Origin of the sequence: Marinactinospora rubrisoli, from assembly GCF_042664915.1 — a bacterium.
GTDB lineage: Bacteria > Actinomycetota > Actinomycetes > Streptosporangiales > Streptosporangiaceae > Marinitenerispora > Marinitenerispora rubrisoli.
Genome location: NZ_JBHTBH010000004.1, coordinates 370,112 through 391,685, shown reverse-complemented (window position 1 = coordinate 391,685; position 21,574 = coordinate 370,112). Strand labels below are relative to the sequence as shown.

The window sequence follows — 21,574 nt, the reverse complement described above, 5'->3', positions numbered from 1 at the left end:
GCGAATGACTTAAGCTTTGCCGCGCCGCATCCATCGCCCCGGCCCGAAGAGGGAGACTCCGCCATGCCCGGCACCACCGCAGAGTCCGAAGGCACGTCCAGACCACCGCGCGCGAACACCGTCGTGGCGGTGCTGGCGTTCTCCGGAATCGTCGTGTCGCTGATGCAGACCCTGGTCATCCCGCTGGTCCCCCTGCTGCCCGGCCTCCTGGACGCCTCGGCGTCCAACACCACCTGGGTGGTCACCGCCACGCTGCTGGCCAGTTCCGTCGCGACTCCGGTCGTGGGGCGGCTGGGCGACATGTACGGCAAACGGCGGATGCTGCTGGCCAGCCTGGTGCTGCTCGTCACAGGCTCGGTCGTGTGCGGCTTGAGCGACTCGCTGACGCCGATGGTCGCCGGCCGGGTCCTGCAGGGCCTGGCGGCGGGTGTCATCCCGCTGGGAATCAGCATCATGCGCGACGAACTGCCCGCCGAACGCCTGGGATCGGCGACCGCGCTGATGAGCGCCTCCCTCGGCGTGGGCGGCGCCCTCGGGCTGCCGGCGGCCGCCCTGCTGGTCGAGAACACCGACTGGCACATGCTGTTCTGGACCGCCGCGGCCCTCGGCGTCGCCGCCGCCGTGCTCGTGGTGACGCTGGTGCCCGAGTCCGCGGTGCGCTCGGGCGGACGCTTCGACGTGGTGGGCGCCGCGGGGCTGTCCGCCGCGCTGCTCTGCCTGCTGCTGGCGATCTCCAAGGGCGCCGGGTGGGGCTGGTCGAGCGCCGTGACCATCGGCCTGTTCGGCGCCGCCGCGGCCGTGCTGGTGCTGTGGGGCTGGTGGGAGCTGCGCACGGCCCAGCCGCTGGTCGACCTGCGCACCACCGCCCGCCGCCAGGTGCTGGTGACCAACCTCGCCTCGGCCGTGTTCGGGTTCTCGATGTTCGCCCAGTCCCTGGTGCTCCCGCAGATCCTGCAGACTCCGGCGGCCACCGGCTACGGCATGGGCCGGTCGCTGCTGACCGTGGGCCTGGTGATGGCCCCCTCCGGACTGGTGATGATGTGCATGTCACCGATCTCCGCGCGGATCACCCGGGCCCGTGGCCCCAAGGTGACGCTGATGCTCGGCGCGGTCGTGGTCGCCACCGGCTACGGTCTCGGGGTGGTGCTGATGTCCGAGGTGTGGCACCTGGTGCTCGTCTCCAGCGTGATCGGCGCCGGAATCGGGCTGGCGTACGGCGCGATGCCCGCGCTCATCATGGGCGCCGTGCCCGTCTCGGAGACCGCGGCCGCCAACAGCCTCAACACCCTGATGCGCGCCATCGGCACGTCGGTCTCCAGCGCGGTGGCCGGTGTCATCCTCGCCCAGCTGACGGTGACGGTCGGCGGCACCGCCGTGCCCTCGCAGGACGCCTTCCGCGTGATCCTGGCGATCGGCGCGATCGCGGCGATCGTCGCCCTGGCGTTCGCGGCCTTCCTCCCGGGCCGGGGGGCGGCCCGCACGCCGGAGGACGGGCCGGCGGGCACGGCCGCGCCGGCGGACACCGCGGCACCGGCCGGCCTGCGGAGCGCGCGCTCGGCGTAGCCGGGCCGGGGGCGCGCCGGGGCGGGGTCCCCGTCACCTCAGCGTGCTCCAGGTGACCCCGTCCCACGCGGTGACCGCCGCGGCGGCCGCTCCCACCTCCAGCGGGAGCGGCATCGGATACCGGGCGCGGACGCGGCGGAGTTCCCGGTGGGAGCGGACCAGGCTGGCGAAGTCGCGCGGGTAGGCGCCGGGGTCCACGCCGGTCAGGACGCCGACCTTGCGGGCGCGGGCGGCGGTCCGCCGCCAGTCGGCCGCGCTCGCCAGGCCGATGGAGTCGGTGCCGTGGTTGAAGAGCAGGATCCGGATCTCGTCGTAGGGGTCGGTGCCGTCCAGGTAGGCGTCGAGGTCCGCGCGGCAGGTCTCCGTGCCGAAGACCGACCAGTACGGGACCGAGCCGGTGCGCAGCGTCTGCCAGGGGTCGAGGAGCAGGAACGACTCGACCAGCAACCGCCCTGCGGGGATGCCGCGGGCGGTGTACCAGTCGCGGTAGAGGCCGGCGACGGCGGGACTGAGCCGCTGCGGGGCGTCGAACCGCAGCCGGTCCAGACGGAACCGGTGGTGTTCGGCGAACGCGGCGAGGTCGTCGAGGAACTCCGTCCGCAGCCCCCACTCGGCCTCGGGACCGTCCCCATCGGCAGGGGGCGGGTCCCAGGCACGGACCGGGGAGCCGTAGCGTTCCAGGAGGCCGGCGACGCGCGGGCCGCCGGCGCGGTACTCCTCGGGGGTGGCGTCGCCGAAGGCGCCGAACTGGAAGACGTACCGGTCGTCGACGCGGGTCGTGGGCCAGCGCAGCGCGCAGTCGGCGGCGACGACGACCCCGCCGGGCGCCAGGTGGTCGTGGACGAACCTCCGGTACGCCTCCGGCAGCCGGTGCCACTTCACCCGGAAGTACGTCATCCCGGCGATCATCAGCCGGTCCTGGTTGGGGTCGTGCATGTGGTGCAGCACGAGGTCAGGGTTGGCCGCGAGCAGGGCGCGGCCCGCGTCGCGGACGGCGGCGAGGTCGCCGCGCGGATCGTCGGGGGTGACGCCGCGGCGGCGGACCGGCAGCAGCAGTGTCTGCGGCAGCCATGGCGCGTCGAGGGCGGCGGCGAGGTGCACCAGGGCCCCGTTGGCGGATCCGAGGAAGATCACCGGGTAGCGGCGCCGCGGGTAGTGGCCGGTGACCCACTCGGCGAGCGCCTCGGATCGGACGTCGCCCGTCCGGTGCCGTGGGATCGCCTCGGTCCACCCGCTCGCCGCGTACGCCCGCTCCCGGACGCCCGGCGGGAACCGGTTCAGCGCGCCGAACAGGCCGGACATCGGAGCCTCCAGGGCCGCTGGCAACTGGCCGATGGCCGGAACGTCCCCGCCCGCCAGGAAGCGGGAGAGGGCCCGCAGCATGCCGGTGGCGGAGTCGAAGGCGGCGACCGCTCTGGACGCTTTCATCCCTGGGCCCTCCCCTGCTCCGGCCGGGTGCCGCCTCCGGCGGGCGCGAGTCCGGCCAGGAAGCCGGTGACGAGTTCCGCCAGCGCGTCCGGGCGCCGGTAGGGCACCATGTGGCCGGCGTCCGGCACCACGGCCAGCCGCCCCTCCGGCAGCAGCCGGGTCACCTCCTCCGCCCACTCCTGGGGGACGAGCCGGTCGCGGGCCCCGCGCACGACCAGCGCGGGCGTCCGGACGAGCGGCAGCCGGTCCTCGACCCGGTCGCGCAGCGCCTCGCGGAACGTGCCGATCACCCGGCGCGGGCCCGCGTCGCGGTAGTCGGCGAGGTTGAGCAAGGCCATGGACGCCCGCTCGGCGGGCGAGTTGCGCAGCCAGCGCAGCGCCTGGCGGATCGGATCCCGGGCCGCAGCGTCGACCGTGGGCCCCACCAGTACCAGTCCCGCGAAACGGCCCGGATGCCGGGCGGCGGCGTCGACGGCCACCTGGCAGCCGAACGAGCTGCCGAGCAGCACCGCGCCTTGCAGACCGGCCGTGGCCGTCCACGCGGTGACCGCGTCGGCCAGCGCCCGCAGCCCGAGTGGACGCACCGGACCGCCGCTGGCGCCGAAGCCGGGGAGATCCACCGTCCATACGTCGTGCCGGCGGCCGAGCGCGTTCACGAACGGCAGGAACTCCCGGCTGGAGACCCCGGCGCCATGAACGCACACCACCGGCGGCCCGGGCCCGGCGGTCCGCCAGGCGGCCATGGGCCGGCCGTCCACCACCGTGTCGATCCGTTGCATGGCGGTGCCCCTACCCGGGTTTGCGGGCGGCGCACACCGCGTCCACGCCGCACCGTGCGGCCACCGGCCGGCCTCAGTCGGCGGGAACCGCCTCGGCCCGCGCGTCCGCCCTGGTCAGGCGGCGCAGGGCCAGCAGGCCGCCGATCCCCGGCAGCATCGCCAGGCCGACGGACGGCCACGTGCGCCGTGGGTCGCGCGCGACGGCGATCACGGTGAACAGGTAGGCGCAGCCGTGGGTGGGACCGGCGAGCGACGAGATCTCGGGGAGGTGGGCGGTGGCCATGTTGCCGAGCATCACGATGAGCGTGCCGAGCTCGACCGCGGCGGCACCGCGCAGCAACACGAAGCGGCGAGCCGCCGAGCGCCCGAAGCCGTCGACACCCCGCGCGCGCCCTCCCCGTGTCGGCGGCGGAGGGAAGCGAGACGGCGAGCACGACCAGATGACCCGCCGGGGACGCGGCATGGTCACACCCCCGTGGTCGAGCCGGGGCGGACGATCATGAGGACCGTCACGACCGCCCAGAGGACATTGAAGACGCCGGTCAGCATCGCCAGCCGCGCCGTGGTGCGGCGCTCCACCGCGCCGCCCGCACCGTCGAACCGGGCCAGCACCGCCTGCTGCCCCGGCAGGACGAGCAGGGCCAGGATTCCGGCCGCGGCGGCGGTGAGCACGATCGAGGCGATCAGCCACGGGTCGGTCAGAACGCCGAGGCTGCTGGCGGTGGCGAAGCCGAAGATCGGCACGGCGATCCCGACGACGGCGTAGACCCGGCAGATGCGGTGCAGCAGCCGGACGGCGGACACCGCCGTCCCCTCCCGGCCGGCGGCTTCGGCCCGGCGGACCGCCGCGGGGAACATGCTGGCCGCCACGGTCACCGGCCCGATCGCGATGATGGCGGCCAGCACGTGCAGGGAGAGCAGCAGCTTGGTCATCGGGCGGCTCCCGCCGCTGCGGTGGCCCGGCGGTCCGCCGTCCGGAGGGCACGGGGGCCGCCGTTCGGGCGGGCGCGGCCCGGCCGGGTGGCGGGGCGGACGGTTACGGCTGCTGGCATGGTGGTGTCCTTAAGAAGGTGCGGCGGTCCGGGGGGACCGGGTGTGACTGATGGTGCTTCGCCGCTGGTGGCTCGGGAGGAATGGCCGCCCGGTCCTCCGGGACGCTCCGGCCACTGATCGAGAACCGGTCATCGCTGGTCCAGGACCTGTCGGCGGAGTGTTCTCCGGGCCACGGACGTACCGGTCGCGCGGGGAACGGAGCGGGCTTGAGCACGTCCCACGCGCGGATGACCCTGCTGATCGCCCATGGCCAGCGGGTCGGCTAGGTGCCCGGCCGCACGGTCGACCGCATGTCCGGGGCCTACCGAGGCGAGGGCAAGACCAATGGCCCGCTGCGCGACCCCGGGCCGATCTCGCGCTCCACAAGGTCGAGGGCGGGGTCCCGGACGGAGGTGACGGCACCTCCGGTGACGAGGTCCCCGTCGTCGACGACTCGGGCGCTGATCGGCACGGCCCTGAAGTCCGCCCGCCACCGTCCCGAAGTGGTGCCCGGTGACGGTGCGCCTCTCGATCGGGCCGGCCATGGCGAGGAGCAGGGAGCCGCCGCGGACCGTGGCGACCAGCGTGTCATCGCGGTCCAGCGCCTCCTTCACCAGGGCGGGCGGGCCGGTCCGCAGGGCGCGGCCGGTGATCACCGCGATGGTGTGCCGCCGCTCCTCCTCGGTGCGATCCCGCTCCCGGCGCAGGTCCCCGGCCGCGCCCGGCACGACGATGACGTCGGCGGGTACCGGGCCGAGCGCGGCGGTCACGGTCGGGCTCACCCCCGGGACGCCGCCGGGGACCTCGCGGGCGCCTTCGGCCGTCACGGGTTCGGCGGTCACCGCTCCACCGCCGACGGCCCCGCCATGTGGAAGACCTCGTAGGGGGGCGATGACGTCCAGGGCGCCGAACCCGTCCCACACCCGGATTTCCCGGCGGCGGCGGGCCCGGGCACGGAAGCCACGGGCGGACGTCGAGAGGGTGCCCGCGATGACGGGCTTGCGGTTCCCGGACCCGGCCCGGAGGGGTTCGGCGTCCTCCCGCGTCGGTCGCGGTGCACGGACCGCGGCGGTGGACGGCGCGTCCACTCCGTCACGGGGCCGCCGCCGGTGCGCCCACGCGGCGCGGAACGGTCGCCATTCACCTGGCGCGGCGCGCCGCCCGCTCCACGGCTCCGGACTCGCGGGAGGCGCGGACCGGAGAGTCCGGGACTCCGCCCGGTGGCGTGCCCAGCGCCCGTACAGCAGGAACTGCGCGAGCATGCGACACTCCCTTCCCGCGCGGACCGCACCGTGCTCCTCCAGGTACGAAGCCCACGCTAGAGGCGGCCGCTCCGGCGCCCTAGTGGCAGAATCGCCAATCTCCAACGGATTTCCGCCACCCGTCCGTTCCGGCGCTTCTCCCCGGTCCGGCCGGTCGGCCAGCGGATTCCGGCCTGGCGGATTCTCGGTTACCGTGGCCGAATGCACACGGTGGCGGTTCTGGTCTTCGACCATGTGGTGGCGTCCGACATGTCGATCCCGATCGACACCTTCGGGCGCGCCCGGCTGGCCGACGGGCGTCGGCCGTACCGCGTCCTGGTCTGCGCGGCGACCCCGCGGGTGGCCGGCGAGGCGTTCACCATGAACGTGCCGCACGGCCTGGCGGCGCTGCGGGAGGCCGACACCATCATCGTGCCGGGCTGCGCGGAGCACACGGAGCCCCCCGGCGAGGAGGTGCACGAGGCGCTGCGCGCGGCCGCGGCCACCGGCACGCGGATCGCCTCCATCTGCGCGGGCGCGTTCATCCTGGCCGGGGCCGGGTTGCTGGACGGCCGGCGCGCGACCACCCACTGGCTCGCGGCCGGCCGGCTGGCCGAGCTGTTCCCGAAGGTCGACGTCCAGCCCGATGTGCTGTACGTGGACAACGGCCGGATCCTCACCTCGGCCGGGGCGTCCGCCGGGCTGGACCTGTGTCTGCACATGATCCGGCGGGACCTGGGCTCGGCGGTGGCGGCGGACTCGGCCCGGCTGGCGGTGACGCCGCTGGAGCGGGAGGGCGGGCAGGCCCAGTTCATGGTGCATGCGCAGCCGCCGGTGCCCCAGGGTTCCCGGCTGGAGCCGGTGCTGGCCTGGATCGAGGAAAATCTCGGTCGGGACCTCACCCTGTCGGCGATGGCCGCGCGCTGCGGGATGAGCGAGCGCACCTTCAGCCGCCGGTTCCGGGAGCAGATCGGCAGCACACCGCTGCAGTGGCTGCTGCGCGCCCGGGTGCGGCGCGCCCAGTTCCTGCTGGAGACCACCGACCACGGGATCGAGCGCATCGCGGCACAGGCGGGTTTCGGTTCGCCCACCGCCTTCCGGGACCGCTTCAAGCGCGTCGTCGGAGTGACGCCGCAGTCCTACCGTTCGTCCTTCCGCGCCAACGGCTCCTGAGCCCCGCCGGCCCCGGGCCGCTCCCGCGGGCACCCGCGCCGCACCGGAACGGCCGGCACCCGCGGCCCGGGGTGCTGCCGGGCCGCGGGTGCGGAAGGGGCGGGGAACTACGTCAGGGAGTCGACGACGACCTCGGTGGCGTCCGCGATCAGGGCGTTGTCGTACTCGGCGTCCTGGGCGTCGCGGCTGGACATGACGGCGATGACGATCGGGTCGTCCTCGGGGGGCCAGATGACGGCGATGTCGTTGCGGGTGCCGTAGTCACCGGCTCCGGTCTTGTCGCCGACGACCCAGCCGTCGGGAACACCGGCGCGGATCAGCTCGTCGCCGGTGGTGTTGCGCCGGAGCAGGTCGACAAGGGTCTCGCGCTCGTCGGCCGCCAGGGCGTCGCCGAGGGTGTACTCGCGCAGCGTGGTGGCCATCGCCTCCGGGGTGCTGGTGTCGCGGATGTCGCCCGGGGTGGCCTCGTTCAGCGCCGTTTCGAGGCGGTCGACGTGCGTGACGTCGTCGCCGAGCTCACGGAGGGCCTCCTGCAGGCCGCTCGGGCCGCCGAGTTCCTCGAAGAGCAGGTTCGCCGCCGTGTTGTCGCTGTAGCGGACAGCGGCGTCGACCACGTCGATCAGCGACATGCCGGTGTCGACGTGCTGCTCGGTGATGGGCGAGTAGTCGACCAGGTCCTCCTCGGTGTAGTGCACGATCTCGTCGAGCTCTTCGGGGGAGTTCTGGTCGAGGACGGCGGCGGCGGAGAACGCCTTGTGGGTGGAGCAGTAGGCGAACCGGTCATCGGGCCGGTAGGAGACGACCTCGTCGGTGCCGGTGTCGATCGCGTAGACGCCGAGCCGGGCGTCGTACTCGTTCTCCAGCCGGGCGAACGCGGCCTCGTGGCCGGAGTCCGGCGACGCCGCGGCCGACGAGGTCTCGGCGACCGGCGCGGCGGTCTCGGCCGACGCGCAGCCGGCGAGCGGGGTGAGCGCGAGCGCGGCCACGGCCGCGAACCTGGCGCGTCGCGTGAGGTGGATGGACATGCTTGGCGTCCTGTCTCTCGATGCGGCGCATGCTCGTTCGCATGCTCGGTGGTGGGGCCCCACGGAGTAAGTGTGGGCCGGAGCGTCGATGCTGTCGAAGACGAAAATGACAGGTTCGATGCAGAAAGCGCATAGTCTGCGGCCATGGACATCGTGGGCGCCTGCCGGGCCTTCGTCAGCGTGAGCGAGCGGGGCAGCTTCACCCTCGGCGCCGCGGCCGCGCAGATCCCCCAGCCGGTGGCGAGCCGCCGCATCGCGGCGCTGGAGCGGCACCTGGGCGGGCGGCTGTTCGACCGCTCGACCCGGCGCGCGACGCTCACGCCGTTCGGCCGCGACATGCTGCCGTCGGCCCGGCGCCTCGTCCAGCTCGCCGAGGCCATGGAGTACGACGCGGAACGCGCGAAGCTGGCACCGATGCGGCTGGCGGTCCCCGACATCTGCGCCACCCGGGACCTCGCCCACCTCGACGTCGACGCGCGCCGCCAGGGCCTGCGGCTCGACCTCCACGAGGCGCCGCCGGCGCGACGCGCCGAGCTGCTGCGCTCGCTCCAGGTGCGGGCCGCGATCACGCCGGTGCCGGAGAGCGAGGCCCGCTGGTCGGCGCCGCTCGGGCTGGCGAGTGCGGCCGAGCCTCGCGCGCGGACCGTCTACATCGAGACGCTCCGCGGCGGCCGCACGGATCCGGTACGGCGGCGGGTCTGGATCCAGCCGGAGGACGACGTCCCGCACGTGCGCGACCGGCTGATGCGGGTCCGGGACACGGTGGGACTGCGCCCCGGGCAGGTCACCGTCGCGGCGTCGCTGACCTCAGCGGCGGCGGAGGTCCTCGACTCGGCCGACCTCCTGCTCTGCTCGCCCGCGCAGGCCGCGGAACTGGACCTGCACTGGCGGCCGATCGGCGAGATCGAGCTCACGCGCGGTCACGATGTGGCCGCCGCGACCGGCGACGAGGTGGAGCGGGTCCGGACGTCGCTGGGCGCGGGGATCGCCCGGTGCCTCGGCGCGGCCGTCCACGCGGAGGTGACGGGGTGAGCGCCGAACGGCTGCTCCGGGAGCTCCGCGCGGAACTCGACGACGCCGGCCTGCACGGTTCGTTCCTGGTGCGCGACCTGGACTCCGGGCAGGAGCTCGGCATCGAGCCCGACCTGGAGTTCTCGATCGCCTCGCTCGTCAAGGTGCCCCTGGCCATCGCCACGCTGGAGCGGATCCGGCGCGGCGAACTCGACGGCGCGACCCGGATCCTGGTGCGTCCGGACGCGATCACCGCCCCGGGGCCGTTCGGGCTCAGCAGGTTCCGGCACCCGACCCGGATCGCGGTGGACGACCTGCTCTACCTCAGCACCTGCGTGAGCGACAACGCCGCGGCCGACACCCTGTTCGGCCTCACGCCCCCGGCCGAGGTGGCCCGCCTGGTGGCGGGCCTCGGCCTGCGCGGGATCACCGTCCGGCGCACGTTGCGCGACCTCAGCCGGACGGTGGCGGAACTCCTCGGACCCGCCGACGCGCACCTCGCGCACTCCCTCGCCATCGGCGCCGGCACCGCCGGGCGCGGGCACCCGGTCCCTCAGCTCGACGTCAGCCGCGCGAACTCGGGATCGGCGCGCGCGTGCGTCGAACTCCTCCAGGCGCTGTGGACGCCGTCGTCGATCCCCTCGGAGGTGGCGGGGCGGATGCGCGAACTCCTGGGCGACAACGTGCTCCGGCAGCGGCTGGCGCCGGACTTCAGCTCCGACTCCTCGACGTGGTCGTCCAAGACCGGAACCCTGATCAACCTCCGGCACGAGATCGGCGTCGTGGAGCACGCCGACGGCCAGAGGTTCGCGGTGGCCGCGCTCACGGAGTCGCGGGTCCCGGCCATCCACCAGCCGGAGGCCGAGGCGCTGATGGGCCGGGTGGCGCGCCGGTTGCGCGACCACCTGCGCGGCGGGTAGCCCACCGCCCGGCCCCGGGACGGACGGTGGCCGCTCAGTCGGCGGCGAACGCCTCCAGTTCGATCAGCAGGTCCGGCCGGGCCAAGCGGCCGATGCCGGCGAGGACCCCGGGCGGCCGCACGTCGTGAGCCGCCAGCCGTTCGGCGATCTCGTCCGCCGCGTGCTGGAGGTAGGCGTCGACGTCGGTGACGTAGGTGTTCATCCGGACGATGTTCGCCACGCCCATGCCCGCCTCGGCGAGCACCCGCTCGACGTTCTCCAGGGCCAGCAGGGCCTGCGCCCGCATGTCGCCCGGGTGGCGGGACTCCCCCTCGGGCGAGACCGCGCACTGTCCGCTGACGAAGAGCAGCCGACGGTGCCCCTCGATCAGCACCCCCTGGTCGAAGCCTTCGGGATAGTTCCACGGGTTGACGGCGGTGCGGTGCATGGCGGTACCTCCTGCCCGGTCGGCATACGGCGCCACCCTAGAACCTCCAGTTAACTCGATGTAAAGCCGCGCGGCATGGCGGAGTTCGACGGGGCGTTCCGCTCCCGGCGCCGGGGACGGACCCCGGCCTCGACCGAATCGCGCGGGTGCACAGTGGCGAGCGCACGCTGCTCGTTCGGAACCCGGACGGCGCGGCGGCGGCCCGGGTGGCCGCCGAGCAGGCGCGGCCAGGGTCCGGCTGGTCGAGGTGCCGGGCGGTGTCGCGGCGGGCCACGGGCTCGGGGCGGCGCCCGGCCCGAGCCGCGGTTCGGTCACCATCGACGCCGCCCCGAGGCCGCCCGGCCCGGCAGCGCGTCGTCCACACGCACGTCGGCGACCGGGCGGCGGTGGTCGCTGCGCGGGACGCGTCCACAGCCGCGGAGGTGGCGGCCGAGTTCGTCCGCCAGGGCGGCGATCTGGTGGAGATCCGCGGCGGCGCGCCCGTGGTCACCGCCGCCCGGGTGCAGGAGGCGATCGGCGGCGGGTGCCCGTGAGCCTGGTCGGCTTCCCCTTCGAGCCGATCGACGGCGTGGCCGCCTGCAAGGCCGCGGTGGCGGAGAACGGGAACCGACACCACGCGGAGACCCCGGGGCGGGCGGCGGCCCCTGCGCATCGCCCGCCCGGGATCCGCCGAACTCCTGCTACTCGCCCTTGTAGGCGCGCTCCACCCCCGCGATGTCGATCTTGGTCATCCCATAGATGGCCTCGACCACGCGCTGCGCGGCCTCGGGGTCGGGGCCGTACATGTACTCCTCCACCACCGCCGGTTCGAGCTGCCACGACAGGCCGTAGCGGTCGATGACCCAGCCGCACACCTCGGTCTCGCCGCCCTCGCTCAGCCGGTCCCACAGCTCGTCGATCTCACGCTGGGTGTCGCACCGCACGAGCAGCGAGACGCCCTGGGTGAACGAGAACTCGGGGCCGCCGTTGACCGCGAGGAACTTCTGGCCGAGCATCTCGAAGCGAATGGTGCGCACCGCCCCCTCCGGGCCGGGTTCGTTGGCCCGGAAGTGGGTCATTCCGGTGATCCGGGAGTCGGGGAAGATCGAGGTGTAGAAGTCCACGGCCTCCTCCGCCCCCTTGTCGAAGGTCAGGTGGGTGACGATCTCCCGCATGGGAGCCTCCTATAGGTCGGCGCGCGGCGGGCCGCCCCGCCGCGCGACTGTCGTTCCGTCACCCCTGTAACCCCGGGCGGGCGCCGAACTCATCGCGGCGGGTGCTTCCGGGTCGCGCTCACCACCTCACTACCCTCCACCGCCAACGCGACTCGGCCTACGGCACAGGGCGTCGACGGCTCCGGACACTCGGCGGCTCGCCGCTCTGTGCCCCCGGTCGCGCTCACCACCTCACTACCCTCCACCGCCGACGCGGACGGGCCTACGGCACAGGGCGTCGACGGCTCCGGACACTCGGCGGCTCGCCGCTCTGTGCCCCCGGTCGCGCTCACCACCTCACTCCCCTCCACTGCCAACGCGGACGGGCCTACGGCGTAGAGCGTCGACGGCTCCGGACACTCGGCGGCTCGCCGCTCTGTGCCCCCGGTCGCGCTCACCACCTCACTCCCCTCCACTGCCAACGCGGACGGGCCTACGGCGTAGAGCGTCGACGGCTCCGGACGTTCGGTGGTTCGCGCCCTGTGCCCCCGGTCGCGCTCACCACCTCACTCCCCTCCACTGCCAACGCGGACGGGCCTACGGCGTAGAGCGTCGACGGCTCCGGACGTTCGGTGGTTCGCGCTCCGCGGGGTCAGTCGGCCAGCTCGGTGGGCAGCCCGAAGAGCGTCAGGTCCGCGCCGAGGAACGAGACGACCTCCGCGATGCGTCCTCCGCGCACCGTGAGCACGTCCAGGCCGGCGGGCAGGAACCGGTGCCGCTCCTCGTCCCAGCGGTAGGTGCCGAAAGCGGGCTGCCCGTTCGCCCGCGTCGGCCGGAAGCGCCAGCGCTGGTCCAGCGGCCCCGCCAGCAGGAACGCCCGGATGGCGGCCCGCCCGCCGTACCACTCCGGCAGCGGCGGCATGGAGTACCGCGCGTCGTCGGCCAGCATCGCCACGATGGCGTCGACGTCGCCGCGCTCCCACGCCGCCGCGTACCGCCCGGCCACCCGCCGGACCTCCCGCTCGTCTTCGGGGGCGGTGGCCGCGCGCGCCCGGTCCGGGGTCGGTGCGCCGAGCACCTTTCGGGCCCGTTGCAGGGCGCTGTTGACGGACGGGACCGTGGTCTCCAGCAGATCGGCGACCTCGCGCGCCGAGAACCCCAGGACCTCGCGCAGCAGCAGGACGGCGCGCTGGCGGCCGCCCAGCCGCTGGAGCGCGGCGACGAAGGCCAGTTCGGTGCTCTCCCGCGCGAGGTAGCGGGCCTCCGGTCCGAGGTCGGTCAGGCCGAGCCGGTCGTCGGGGCACGGCTCCACCCACGCGGTCTCCACGGGCGGTGCGGCGCCGGGACCGAGGTCGACCGGCAGTTCCCGGCGTCCGCGCCGCTCGATCAGCGTCAGGCACCGGTTGGTGGCGATCCGGTACAGCCAGGGACGGACCGACCCGCGGTCCTCGAACCGGTCCAGCCCGCGCCAGGCGCGCAGCAGCGCCTCCTGGGTCACGTCCTCGGCATCGTGGACGGATCCGAGCATCCGGTAGCAGTGCGCGTACAGCTCGCCGCGGAACGGCTCGACCAGCCGCCCGAACGCCGTGCCGTCACCGGACCGTGCGGCCGCCAGCAGCGCCGCCGCGTGTTCGTCTTCTCGCACGTCGTCCACCCCGCTCGTCCATCGCCGGCCGCCCACGCCGGCCGTCCCGGCACTTACCGTAGGCGGCGTTCGGTGTCGGCGCGGCCGGAGCCGGCCGGGATGCGCCCGACCGGGATGATTCCGGATGCCGGACCGGCCGCGCATGGTCTGCCGCCGGGCCATCGTCCGAGCCGCGCCGGACGCCCGTTCGGCACGACTTTGTTGACACGTCAATTAACGCGTACGCTGGTGGCCATGGACGAGACACCTCGCTGGCTGTCACCGGAGGAGCAGCGGGTCTGGCGGGCGTTCCTGCGCATGCAGAGTGAACTCATGACCCAGGTGGGGCGCGAACTCCAGCAGGAGTCGAACCTCTCGGTCGCCGACTACAGCGTGCTGGTCAACCTCACGGACACACCGGACGGCCGCATGCGGTTCCTGGAGCTGGCCAGGGCCGTGGAGTGGGAGAAGAGCCGGATGTCGCACCACATCGCCCGCATGGTGCGGCGCGGGCTGGTCAGCCGTGAGGAGTGTCCCGACGACGGACGCGGCGCCTTCATCGCCGTCACGCCGCAGGGCCGGGCGGCCATCGAGGCCGCGGCGCCGCGGCACGTCGAGGTGGTCCGGCGGCTGGTCTTCGACCACCTGTCGCCGGAGCAGCTCACCGCACTGGACGAGATCTCCCACCAGATCCTGGCCCGGACGGGGGAGGCTTCCTGACCTCCGCGTGAGCGGGGGGCGGCGGCCCGGGAATAACACACGAGCGCATATAGTTGATGCGTCAACAACACATGGAGGGGGACCCCGGTGCAGTTCGGAATCTTCACGGTCGGCGACGTGACCCCGGACCCGACCACGGGCCGGACGCCGACCGAACACGAGCGGATCACGGCGATGACCACCATCGCGCTCAAGGCCGAGGAGATCGGCCTGGACGTCTTCGCCACCGGGGAGCACCACAACCCGCCGTTCGTCCCGTCGTCGCCGACCACCATGCTCGGCTGGATCGCGGCGCGCACGGAGCGGCTGATCCTGTCCACCGCCACGACCCTGATCACCACGAACGACCCGGTGAAGATCGCCGAGGACTTCGCCATGCTGCAGCACCTGTCCGGCGGCCGGGTCGACGTCATGATGGGGCGCGGCAACACCGGGCCGGTCTACCCGTGGTTCGGACAGGACATCCGGCAGGGAATCCCGCTCGCCATCGAGAACTACGCGCTGCTGCACCGGCTGTGGCGCGAGGACGTGGTCGACTGGGAGGGCCGCTTCCGGACGCCGCTGCAGGGCTTCACGGCCACGCCGCGCCCGCTGGACGGCGTCCCGCCGTTCGTGTGGCACGGCTCGATCCGGTCCCCGGAGATCGCCGAGCAGGCCGCCTACTACGGTGACGGCTTCTTCGCGAACAACATCTTCTGGCCCAAGGAGCACTTCCAGCGGCTCATCTCCCTCTACCGGGAGCGGTACGCGCACTACGGCCACGGCACCCCGGAACAGGCCGTGGTGGGCCTCGGCGGGCAGATCTTCATGCGCAGACGGTCGCAGGACGCGGTGCGGGAGTTCCGGCCCTACTTCGACAACGCGCCGGTGTACGGGCACGGCCCGTCCCTGGAGCAGTTCATGGCGGAGACGCCGCTCACCGTCGGCAGCCCGCAGGAGGTCATCGACAAGACCCTCACCTTCCGGGAGCACTTCGGCGACTACCAGCGCCAGCTCTTCCTCGTCGACCACGCGGGCCTGCCCCTGTCCACGGTGCTGGAACAGCTCGACATGCTCGGCGAGATCCTGCCGGTGCTGCGCGCGGAGTTCGCCCGGAACCGCCCCGCCGACGTCCCCGACGCCCCCACCCACGCCTCGCTGGTCGCGCGCCGCGCCGAGCAGGCCGCGGAGGCGGCGCGATGACGGCGCGGACGGCATCGCGGCGCCTCGTGGCCGTGTCGGCGGGCCTGAGCCGGCCCTCCTCCACCCGGCTGCTCGCCGACCGGCTCGCCGAGGCGGCCCGCCAGAAGCTCTCGGCGGACGGCCGGCCGGTGGAGGTGCGGGTGGTCGAGCTGCGCGAACTGGCCGTGGACATCGCCAACAACCTGGTCACGGGCTTCCCCGGGCCGGAGCTGCGCGAAGCCGTCGAGGCGGTCACCGGCGCGGACGGCGTGATCGCCGTCACCCCGGTCTTCTCGGCGTCCTACAGTGGCCTGTTCAAGTCGTTCTTCGACGTCCTCGACAAGGACGCGCTGGCCGGCACCCCCGTTCTCATCGCGGCGACCGGAGGCACGCCGCGGCACTCGCTCGCCCTGGAGCACGCGCTGCGCCCGCTGTTCGCGTATCTGCGGGCGGTGGTCGCCCCCACCGCCGTGTACGCGGCGTCCGAGGACTGGGGCGGCACCGGCGACCCGCTCACCGACACCCTTCCGAGCCGCATCGCGCGCGCCGGCGGGGAACTGGCCGAGCTGGTCCGCGCCCGGTCCGGGCGCCCGGACGCGCATCCCGTCGAGAGCGTCGTCCCGTTCGAGGAACAGCTCAGGGCGCTCCGGCCCGACTAGCGCCGGGGCCGCCGCCGTGCTCCCGCGGCGCCCGGTCCGGCGCCCACCGGTCCCTCCGCAGGCAACAGGGTGCGACGGTTGGGGTGCGTTTTGCCCGCTCCGCGGTAGCGGTGCCCGGCACAGGCGGACGGGAGGAGGGCGGACGGCCGGTCCGCCCCCTGCCGCCCGCGAGCCGGGACGAGCTCGACCAGGCGAGGTGAGGGGCATGACGGAGCCGAGGACGACCGCGCGCGGAATCAGGGTGACACCGGGGGACCGTCGCTACGCGGCGCTGCGCCGCGGGTACAACCCCCGATGGGAGTCCGAACCCGACTACATCGAGCTGGTCCGCACCCCCGAGGAGACGGTCGGCGCGCTGCGGGACGCGCTCACCCCGCAACCGCCCGACCCGGTCCGCTCCCGGATCACGGCGCGCTCCGGCGGCCACTGCTACGAGAACTTCGTCTGCGCCCCTGACGTGCGGGTGATCATCGACGTCTCGCTCATGGACGAGATCTATGAGGACGACGGGATGGTCTGTGTCGAGGCCGGCGCCACCAACGGCGACCTGCGCAAGCAGCTGTTCCTGAAGACCGGGAAGGTGCTCCCGGGCGGCTCCTGCCCCTCGGTCGGGGTCGGCGGGCACGTGCCCGCCGGTGGGTTCGGGCTGCTGTCCCGGCAGTTCGGGCTCACGGTCGACTACCTGCACGAGGTCGAGGTCGCCGTGGTGGACGAGAACCGCGACGTCCGGCTGGTACGGGCGGGCAAGGACAGCGACGAACCGGAGCGCTCACTCTGGTGGGCGCACACCGGCGGCGGTGGCGGCAATTTCGGGATCCTCACCCGGATGTGGTTCAAGAACCTGCCGGACGCGCCGGAGCGGGTGCTGTTCTCCGCCGGTGGCTGGAAGTGGTCCAGCCTCGCCCGCGGCGAACGCGGCTTCCGGCAGTTCCGCCAGATCGTGGACAACTTCGGGCGCTTCTTCGCCCAGCGGGATCCGAAGTTCGACCCGTTGTTCGCCATTCTGCTGCTCACCCACCGCAGTCAGCCGAAGATCGGCCTCATCGCCCAGATCGACGCCGGTGTGGACGGGGCCCGCCAGCGGATGACGGAGTTCCAGCGCGCCATGACCTCCCGGGGCTGGCGCGTGGGCCTGCGGCGACCGCCCTTCGAGGACCTGACCGAGGGGTACGGAGAGTATCCGGCCCTCGCCGGACTCCGGCAGCCGCAGCCGCTGCCGTGGGAGTCGGTGGACAAGCTGCTCGGGCCGGTGGACAACCTCCGGTGCGGCAAGCACAAGTCCGCCTACATGCGCGAACCGCTGCCCGAGCGCCAGGTCCGCGCGCTGTGGCACGGCCTGGCGGGCGAGGGCCGGCACGTGGTCCGTGACGCGGTGGTGCAGATCGACTCCTACGGCGCCGCGATCAACCGGACGGACGTGACCGACACCGCCGTCGCGCAGCGCGACTCGATCCTGAAGCTCCAGCACCAGGTGTACTGGCCGGCCACCGAGGACGGGGCGAGCCACCTGAACTGGATCCGCACCCTGTACCGGGACATGTACGCCGACACCGGCGGGGTGCCGGTCACCAAGGACATCGGTGCCGGGATCACCGACGGCTGCTACATCGGCTATCCGGACGTCGACCTCAGCGACCGCGCGTGGAACATCGACCCCAGATCCTGGGCGAAGCTGTACTACGGGCCGCACTACGGCACACTGCAGGAGGTCAAGCGGTACTGGGACCCGCTGAACGTCTTCCGGCACCAGCAGTCCATCGAACCACCGCCGCCCATTCCGGTCCCCCGGACGACCGGCGGACGCGCCTGACGGCGGCGGGCGCCGCCCTCGCGCCGTTCTGGGCGTAGTCTCGCGTACCGGGCGAATGCTCGGACGGCTCTCCGCCGTGAACCGACGGAACGGGCGTCCGGGCGGCCTCTGGAGTATCGGATCGCGACGCATCGGGGGCCGACGGCCCTCGCCGTGACGACCTAAGAAACCTCAGGGACCTAAGGAGCGCAGATGGCGACCGAGGAACCGGCCCCGATCACCAGCAAGGAAGAGGAGGAGCGGCGGCGCGCCGAACTCGCCGCCGAAATGGCGAATGACCCGATCGACCAGGCCGCTTTCACGGCGCAGCAGAACAGCGCCGACGCACAGCGAAGATCGGGCCTGCTGGACAGGCCTGTCCCCAGCACTGAGGGCCGCACCCGGCACGACCTGCCGCTGGGCCGCACGAACATCAGCCGGGAGCCGACCACACGCGGACACCAGCGCGCCGGGCTCAACGGCCGCAACGCCCCGCGGGGCGGTTTGCGGTAGCGGCCGGCGGGGCCGCGGACGGGGGTGGTGCGCGCCGCTGTTCAGTGCTCCCGAGCGATCGGTGCCCGTTGGACCGGGGCGCCCGATCGGCGGGGCGTGCCGGATCATGGCCGCTGCGCGAGGATGCGCGGCGGGTGCCCGTCCCCAGGCCCCGGGTGGTGCGGGCGGCGTGCCGCTCGGGGGACGGCCGGTTCTCCGGGGTCAGGATGACCGCCGCGGTCCGCTTACGTGGCCACTCGGGCGCACCGGCGCGGCCCGGCCACGCGCGCGGTGAGGAGGGAGGAGGGCGGCGCGGCCGGTCGTCGCCCACCATTCCCCGGCGCCGCACCATGTCCGCGGCCGTTCGCGGAACCGCCGTCAATGGCCGGGGGCTCCGGGAGCCGACCCCGTGGTTCGAGGTGACGGCCACCGGAGACCTCCGCTGCTGACCGCGGTCCGCAGACTACGGCGGCTGCCGCTACCCCGTCAGCATCCGCTCCGCCTCGGCCGCCGCGACGCGCAGCGCCTCGGGGAGGCCGTCCGGCCGCCGTCCGCCCGCGTTCGCGATCCGGCCGCGGCCGCCCGCTCCGCCGCCGACGCACCGGGCCGGGCGGGTCAGGACCTCGTCGGCGCGGACGCCGCGGGCGTGCAGGTCGTCGCTGAGCGCGGCGACCAGGTTCGCGCGATCGGCACTGCGGACGCCGAGGACGACCACGCCGGTTCCGCCCTTGCGCTCCAGGATGCGGGGCGCGAGGTCGCGCAGGTCGTCGGCGGTCAGGTCCGCGACCTCCTCCGCGACCAGCCAGCCGCCGTGCCGGGGCCGCGCCCGGTCGGCGATCTCTCCCGCGAGGGTCGTCGCGCGTTCGCGGCGCAGCCGGTCGAGTTCGCGGCGCGCCTCCGCCAGGGCGGCCAGGCGCTTGGCGAGCCGGGCCGGCGCCTCCTCCGGGCGGGCGCCGAGCATGCCGGCCAGTTCGGTGAGCAGGTGGCGTTCGTGGTCGTAGTGGCGGAGCGCGTCGGCGCCGGTCAGCGCCTCGATGCGGCGCAGGTTCGCCCCCACGGACGACTCGCCGAGCAACCGCACCGGCCCCGCCTGTGTGCCGTGCCCGACATGGGTGCCACCGCACAGTTCCCGGGACGCGTCGCCGATGTCGACCACGCGGACCCGGTCGGCGTACTTCTCGCCGAACAGTGCCATGGCACCGGCCGAGCGCGCCTCCTCGAAGGTGGTGTGCCAGACTCGCACCTCCGGGTCGGCCAGCAGGTAGTCGTTGACGCGCCGCTCGATGACGGCCAGCTCGTCCGGGGAGACCGCGTCGAAGTGCGCGAAGTCGAAGCGCAGCCGTCCGGGCGCGACCAGGCTGCCGCGCTGTGCCGCGTGGTCGCCCAGAGTCCGGCGCAGCATGGCGTGCAGCACGTGGGTCGCGCTGTGCGAACGTTCGGTGGCCGAGCGGCGCGCGGCGTCGACGCGGGCCAGCGCCGCCAGCCCGGCGTGCACCTCGCCGCGCACCACCCGTCCGTGGTGCACGTGGCAGCCCGCGACCTCGGCTCTGGTGCCGGTGACGGCGACCTCGGCGCCGTTGCCGAACCGCAGCGATCCGGTGTCGCCGACCTGGCCACCGGCCTCGGCGTAGAACGGCGTGGCGTCCAGCACCAGCTCCACCTCGGCGCCCTCGCCCGCCGCCGGGACCGGAACCCCGTCGATGAGCACCGCGAGCGTGCGACCTTCCGCCTCGGTGGCCTCGTACCCCAGGAACCTGGTCGGCCCGTGCTCGGCCAGTAGTGCGCGGTAGGCGTCCATGCGCCGCACGGCGTCGCCGCGGAGCGCCCGGCCACCGTCCTGGGCCCGCCGGCGCTGCTCCTCCAGCAGGGCGGCGAACCGTTCCTCGTCGACCCGCAGCCCCGCGGCCCGGGCCGCCTCGACGGTGAGGTCCACCGGGAAGCCGTAGGTGTCGTGCAGTTCGAACGCCGCGTCGCCCGGCAGCACCTCGCCCCCGCTGTCCGCGGTGCGGCGGATCGCCGCCTCCAGCAGCCGGGAGCCGGTGCGCAGCGTCCGGGAGAACGCCTCTTCCTCGGCGCGCACGACATGCTCGATCAGGGTGCGCTGCCGGGCCAGCTCCGGCCAGCTCCCGCCGAGGGCGTCGACCACGCTGGCGGTGACGGCGTCCAGAACGGGGCCGGTGATGCCGAGCGTGCGGGCGCGGTGGACGGCGCGGCGCATCAGGCGGCGCAGCACGTACCCGCGCCCCTCGTTGGACGGCAGCACGCCGTCGGCCACGAGGAAGGCGATGGAGCGCGCGTGCTCCGCCGTGACCTGGAACGCCACCGACTCCTCCGAGCCGTCCCGGCCGGGGAATCCGCGGCCGGCCAGTTCCTCCACGCGGCGCAGCGTGGGCGCCAGCAGGTCGGTCTCGCACACGGTGTCGACGCCCTGCAGGATCGCGGCGAGCCGGTCCAGGCCGAGCCCGGTGTCGATGTTGCGCCGCGGCAGTTCACCCACGATGGGGTAGTCGTCCTTGCCGTGGCCGGGGCCGCGCAGGTTCTGCATGAAGACGAGGTTCCAGAGCTCCACGTACCGCTCGCCGTTGACGGCGGGGCCGCCCTCCGGGCCGAACGCGGGCCCGCGATCGTAGCTGGCCTCCGAGCTGGGTCCGCACGGCCCGGGGACGCCCATCGACCAGTAGTTGTCGGCCATGCCGAGCCGCTGGATGCGCTCGTCCGGGACGCCGAGGCCGCGCCACAGCGCGTGCGCCTCGTCGTCGTCGGTGTAGACGGTGATCCAGATCCGGTCCCGGTCCAGGCCGTACCCGTCGGTCAGCAGCCGCCAGGCGTACTCGATCGCCTCGGCCTTGAAGTAGTCGCCGAAGGAGAAGTTGCCGAGCATCTCGAAGAAGGTCGCGTGCCGCGTGGTGCGGCCGACGTTCTCGATGTCGGAGGTGCGCGCGCACTTCTGCACGCTCATCAGCCGGGTCGACTCCGGCTCGGCCTCACCGAGGAAGTACGGCTTGAACTGGTTCATCCCGGCGTTGGCGAGCAGCAGGGTGGGGTCGCTGGGCACGAGCGGGCTGGACGGGACGCGGCGGTGCCCGCGCGCGGCGAAGAAGTCGAAGAAGGTGGAACGAATATCGGTGGAGCGCATGACGGCATCAGCCTCTTCAGGACGAAGCAGACAGGTGGACCAGCACCGCCGAGCCGGGCCGAGGGCCTAGGAAACGGAGCCGTCGTTCCCCGGCTCGGCGCGACTAGCTCGCCGCCCCACCGTGTGTGCCATCGCCTGCGTTCCTGTCGTGCGTCCGGTCGCGTACGGGCGGGGTCCGCGCCGCCGCTCCGTCACTCTTCCGACCCTAGCGCGAACCGGCCCGGCGGGCACGTGGGATTCCCGGCCCGCCGGGCGGCGCGG

General features: G+C 73.9%; 20 protein-coding genes. 10 read left to right on the top strand and 10 right to left on the bottom strand.

The window, feature by feature from the left end; genetic code table 11:
* Positions 1–63 precede the first annotated feature (63 nt).
* Entirely contained in the window at positions 64–1,563 is a 1,500-nt protein-coding gene (locus tag ACFQRF_RS10915; protein ID WP_379870901.1) for an MFS transporter, read from the top strand.
* Positions 1,564–1,596: 33 nt separating this feature from the next.
* Here the strand turns inward: ACFQRF_RS10915 and ACFQRF_RS10910 are convergent, their stop codons facing one another.
* From ACFQRF_RS10910 to ACFQRF_RS10890, 5 genes are all read right to left on the bottom strand, one after another.
* On the bottom strand, positions 1,597–2,991 hold the full coding sequence (locus tag ACFQRF_RS10910) for a hypothetical protein (RefSeq protein ID WP_379870900.1): 1,395 nt from the start codon (positions 2,989–2,991) through the stop codon (positions 1,597–1,599).
* On the bottom strand, positions 2,988–3,770 hold the full coding sequence (locus ACFQRF_RS10905; RefSeq protein WP_379870899.1) for an alpha/beta fold hydrolase: 783 nt from the start codon (positions 3,768–3,770) through the stop codon (positions 2,988–2,990). The genes ACFQRF_RS10910 and ACFQRF_RS10905 overlap by 4 nt, the downstream gene beginning before the upstream one ends.
* Positions 3,771–3,843: 73 nt before the next feature.
* Positions 3,844–4,113 carry a hypothetical protein gene (locus ACFQRF_RS10900; protein WP_379870898.1) on the bottom strand — a complete coding sequence of 90 codons (270 nt, stop codon included), beginning with the start codon at positions 4,111–4,113 and terminating at the stop codon, positions 3,844–3,846.
* 122 nt (positions 4,114–4,235) lie between these two features.
* Entirely contained in the window at positions 4,236–4,703 is a 468-nt protein-coding gene (locus ACFQRF_RS10895; protein ID WP_379870897.1) for a DUF2269 family protein, read from the bottom strand.
* A gap of 248 nt (positions 4,704–4,951) precedes the next feature.
* A complete protein-coding gene (locus ACFQRF_RS10890) occupies positions 4,952–5,644 on the bottom strand; it encodes a hypothetical protein (RefSeq protein WP_379871000.1) in 693 nt (230 codons plus the stop codon).
* 621 nt (positions 5,645–6,265) lie between these two features.
* Between ACFQRF_RS10890 and ACFQRF_RS10885 the strand changes: the two genes are divergently transcribed.
* The gene (locus ACFQRF_RS10885) at positions 6,266–7,216 is read left to right on the top strand and encodes a GlxA family transcriptional regulator (RefSeq protein ID WP_379870896.1); all 951 of its coding nucleotides are present in this window, start codon (positions 6,266–6,268) and stop codon (positions 7,214–7,216) included.
* A gap of 107 nt (positions 7,217–7,323) precedes the next feature.
* Here the strand turns inward: ACFQRF_RS10885 and bla are convergent, their stop codons facing one another.
* On the bottom strand, positions 7,324–8,241 hold the full coding sequence (gene bla / locus ACFQRF_RS10880) for a class A beta-lactamase (protein ID WP_379870895.1): 918 nt from the start codon (positions 8,239–8,241) through the stop codon (positions 7,324–7,326).
* A 144-nt stretch (positions 8,242–8,385) separates the two neighbouring features.
* On the opposite strand from bla, the gene ACFQRF_RS10875 reads away from it, so the two are divergent.
* Positions 8,386–9,273 (top strand): LysR family transcriptional regulator, encoded by an 888-nt coding sequence (locus ACFQRF_RS10875; RefSeq protein ID WP_379870894.1) that lies wholly within the window; start codon positions 8,386–8,388, stop codon positions 9,271–9,273.
* On the top strand, positions 9,270–10,172 hold the full coding sequence (locus ACFQRF_RS10870; protein ID WP_379870893.1) for a serine hydrolase: 903 nt from the start codon (positions 9,270–9,272) through the stop codon (positions 10,170–10,172). The genes ACFQRF_RS10875 and ACFQRF_RS10870 overlap by 4 nt, the downstream gene beginning before the upstream one ends.
* A gap of 34 nt (positions 10,173–10,206) precedes the next feature.
* Here ACFQRF_RS10870 and ACFQRF_RS10865 read toward each other — a convergent pair whose 3' ends face one another.
* Positions 10,207–10,599 (bottom strand): RidA family protein, encoded by a 393-nt coding sequence (locus ACFQRF_RS10865; RefSeq protein ID WP_379870892.1) that lies wholly within the window; start codon positions 10,597–10,599, stop codon positions 10,207–10,209.
* A gap of 146 nt (positions 10,600–10,745) precedes the next feature.
* Between ACFQRF_RS10865 and ACFQRF_RS10860 the strand changes: the two genes are divergently transcribed.
* Positions 10,746–11,132, top strand: a complete 387-nt coding sequence (locus ACFQRF_RS10860) for a DUF6506 family protein (protein WP_379870891.1) — start codon at positions 10,746–10,748, stop codon at positions 11,130–11,132.
* Between the two features lie 147 nt (positions 11,133–11,279).
* Here the strand turns inward: ACFQRF_RS10860 and ACFQRF_RS10855 are convergent, their stop codons facing one another.
* Complete coding sequence (locus ACFQRF_RS10855; RefSeq protein WP_379870890.1) at positions 11,280–11,753, bottom strand: VOC family protein; 474 nt, start codon at positions 11,751–11,753, stop codon at positions 11,280–11,282.
* A 631-nt stretch (positions 11,754–12,384) separates the two neighbouring features.
* Positions 12,385–13,377, bottom strand: coding sequence for a sigma-70 family RNA polymerase sigma factor (locus ACFQRF_RS10850; protein ID WP_379870889.1), 993 nt, complete (start codon positions 13,375–13,377; stop codon positions 12,385–12,387).
* Positions 13,378–13,611: 234 nt separating this feature from the next.
* Here ACFQRF_RS10850 and ACFQRF_RS10845 point away from each other — a divergent pair, with 234 nt between their 5' ends.
* The 5 genes from ACFQRF_RS10845 (at position 13,612) to ACFQRF_RS10825 (ending at position 18,198) form a co-directional block, all read left to right on the top strand.
* Complete coding sequence (locus ACFQRF_RS10845) at positions 13,612–14,076, top strand: MarR family winged helix-turn-helix transcriptional regulator (RefSeq protein WP_379870888.1); 465 nt, start codon at positions 13,612–13,614, stop codon at positions 14,074–14,076.
* Positions 14,077–14,163: 87 nt separating this feature from the next.
* Entirely contained in the window at positions 14,164–15,258 is a 1,095-nt protein-coding gene (locus ACFQRF_RS10840; protein ID WP_379870887.1) for an LLM class flavin-dependent oxidoreductase, read from the top strand.
* Complete coding sequence (locus ACFQRF_RS10835; protein WP_379870886.1) at positions 15,255–15,896, top strand: FMN reductase; 642 nt, start codon at positions 15,255–15,257, stop codon at positions 15,894–15,896. Before ACFQRF_RS10840 ends, ACFQRF_RS10835 begins: the two co-directional genes overlap by 4 nt.
* A 205-nt stretch (positions 15,897–16,101) precedes the next feature.
* The gene (locus ACFQRF_RS10830; RefSeq protein WP_379870885.1) at positions 16,102–17,706 is read left to right on the top strand and encodes an FAD-binding oxidoreductase; all 1,605 of its coding nucleotides are present in this window, start codon (positions 16,102–16,104) and stop codon (positions 17,704–17,706) included.
* A 192-nt stretch (positions 17,707–17,898) separates the two neighbouring features.
* Positions 17,899–18,198 (top strand): hypothetical protein, encoded by a 300-nt coding sequence (locus ACFQRF_RS10825; RefSeq protein WP_379870884.1) that lies wholly within the window; start codon positions 17,899–17,901, stop codon positions 18,196–18,198.
* Between the two features lie 457 nt (positions 18,199–18,655).
* Here the strand turns inward: ACFQRF_RS10825 and alaS are convergent, their stop codons facing one another.
* Positions 18,656–21,313, bottom strand: coding sequence for an alanine--tRNA ligase (gene alaS / locus ACFQRF_RS10820; protein ID WP_379870883.1), 2,658 nt, complete (start codon positions 21,311–21,313; stop codon positions 18,656–18,658).
* Between the last annotated feature and the right edge of the window lie 261 nt (positions 21,314–21,574).